Raw genomic sequence first — 2,389 nt, 5'->3', positions numbered from 1 at the left:
TACGCCGGGGGATAGTTATTTATGTGTTTTTATAAAATCAAATTAAATATTTTGTTTATAAAAAATTTTATACCGTTTTTTTCGTAGGTGTTTCTCAGTGTAGGTGCTTTTTAATAATGTTTTATAATTATTTTTTATCCACAATTAGGGTAACATCTGGCAAAATCGCCTATTTTCTAAAAAATTGGGGAAAGATATCAAAAACATTTCTATTTTGAAAGCATTTATCCGCTTTTGGGCCGTAAAAACCCCGATTTTGAGCAAAATAGGCCCTATTTCAAGCGTTTTTAAGCAAAGGGTTATACAGATACTATCCAAAAGGTGTTTTTGCAGGAGGGTTCTCTGGCAATGTGGCAGGCGGACCACTCAATTTTGGATGTCATCAGTTTTTACAGCCTTGTCTGTTGTTGCAACTTCGTTTATTTGTAACATCGCAAAAAAGTGTGGCTCTCTTAACCAAAGGGGCGCGGACTATTTGCCACCCGCGTGCGGCCCGCTAGGGCACCACTTTTAAAGGAACCCGGGCCATTAAAAAACAGCCCGGGTTGCATCCCCTTATTTCAGGTCCACCGCGTCCGTAACAAAGCAAGAAACCTTGCCCGCAGTCGGCGTACCCGCTACGGTGTAATACGCGCGCACATAGCGTTTGGCCCCCAGCGGAAACGGCACGCTAAATAGTTCGCCAGCCTCCGCCAAATTGTCCGCATTACAGGCCACGCTTACCAACTCTTGCGCATTGGCAAAGTCCGCCGTATCAGCCGTTTGCAGGGCTACCGTCAGGCCCGTGGCCCCTGTCAACCCCTCATCCAAGCGGGCCACCACATACAGGCGGCCCGGGACGGCATTTCCGGCGGCGGACAAATCCAGCGTGTGGGTGGAAGGCGCCGTCGCGGTCAGCGCCTGTTTATCCGGCAAAATAACACTTTGGTCTAATAACATATGTTTCTCCTATTTCACCAAGGCTTCGGTATCTACGATAGCATCGCAGATATGCACCGGGATTTCGTTAAACGTCATCAGCGGGCGGGACGTTACCTGGTCCGGCGTGTATTGTACGTTGGTGCGGTTGCTGGTCAATTTGCGCAGGGCCGCCTTTACGGTGCGGTTCATATACCAAACGGGCTTGCCCATAGAAAGACTTTGGATACGCTCTTCCAATTCGCACATTTGGTCAATCAGGTCCGCGGGTACGTTTTCCACATCAATATTGCAAATGCGGCCCGCAAAACGCCAATCCTGCACGGCCAGGCCCAATTTCCACTCAAAATATTCCTTATAGGCCGGGTATTCGTTGCCCTCTGCGTCAATATGGTTGACAAGACCGTGATCCAAGCGTTGGATGCCCGCCTTGGAGCCCTTGGGGAAGAAGGTAAAAATCTTGTCCGTATCCCATACCACCAAGTAGATAGAGGAGTTTTTGCCTTCCGTTTGACCGCCCGCATCAAGAACGTTGCGGGAACTTTCCGCCCCGGAAAGTTCGCAGTAGCGCGCGGCCAAGCCCGTAAAGCGTTCGGGGTTCTTTCCGGCGTTGCCATAAATCAGGTTGGAAGCCATTGTGTTGGACATCCCGGCAATAATCGCGCGGGACTGCCCGGTGCGCACGGCTTCTACATTTCCCCCTTTCTCGGCTACCAATTTATCCACCACGGAATAGGCGGACAACGTGCCGTAGGACTCCACCACCACTTTGGTAGTGGCCTTGGCAGGTTCAATGCCTTGGTAAGCGCGGCGCCAAGTGCCTTCCGGGATACCCGTTCTAACGGCGTATTCGTGGCCGCTGTCTAAGGAACTTTCCACCACCAGCGCATCGCCGATAATATCGTTAGACTTGCTTAACACCTCTGCAATGGCCAGTTCCTGGCCGGAGGGGTCAAACTGTTTTGCATAATCAATCAAACTGTACTGCTTGTCAGCAATAATTGCCATATTTTTCTCCTTAATTGTGTTTTCCGTACAACGCCTCGGCGAAGGTTTTGTCCTGCACGGCGGCGGGTTTGCCACCCGGGAAGGAATCCTCGCTGATACGTTTGCCTATCTCGTTAAAGGTACGGACGATAACGGGATGGTTCCCAAGCCCCGTGGATTGCAGCAGTTGCCTTAGTTCCGGCCCGCCGAACGCATCCGCCGCGCGGACCGCGCAAGAAACAGCCTCTTCCCACTTGGTGCCGTACATTTCCTTGGTCTGCCGGGCCCAGTTTTCCACAATTTGCTGTTTTTGGTTTTGCTCCTCGCTTTCCCCTTGGCGCACAAAACGGCCTTCAAAATCCACCAGTTTTTGTACCTGTTCCAGCGAAAGGCCCATTTCCTGCGACAGGGTTTTAAAAGCGGCCAAGGACGGACCGTCAAACACGACGCCCTCGGGCAATTTTAATCCGTCGTAGAGCGGCGG

3 protein-coding genes are annotated in these 2,389 nt (G+C 51.1%); all 3 read right to left on the bottom strand.

Features of this window, described 5'->3' with window-relative positions:
• Positions 1-555: 555 nt before the first annotated feature.
• Complete coding sequence (locus B2118_RS05615; RefSeq protein WP_428053988.1) at positions 556-939, bottom strand: Bbp16 family capsid cement protein; 384 nt, start codon at positions 937-939, stop codon at positions 556-558.
• A 9-nt stretch (positions 940-948) separates the two neighbouring features.
• Positions 949-1,926: a major capsid protein gene (locus B2118_RS05610; protein WP_428053986.1), complete on the bottom strand. Its 978-nt coding sequence runs from the start codon at positions 1,924-1,926 to the stop codon at positions 949-951.
• Positions 1,927-1,936: 10 nt separating this feature from the next.
• The coding region (locus B2118_RS05605; protein WP_428053984.1) for a peptidase at positions 1,937-2,389 on the bottom strand (453 nt) is incomplete at its 5' end.

The sequence above is a fragment of the Candidatus Avelusimicrobium stercoris genome (assembly GCF_002437085.1).
GTDB classification, from domain to species: Bacteria; Elusimicrobiota; Elusimicrobia; order Elusimicrobiales; family Elusimicrobiaceae; genus Avelusimicrobium; species Avelusimicrobium stercoris.
This window is presented reverse-complemented; position numbering and strand designations above follow the sequence as displayed.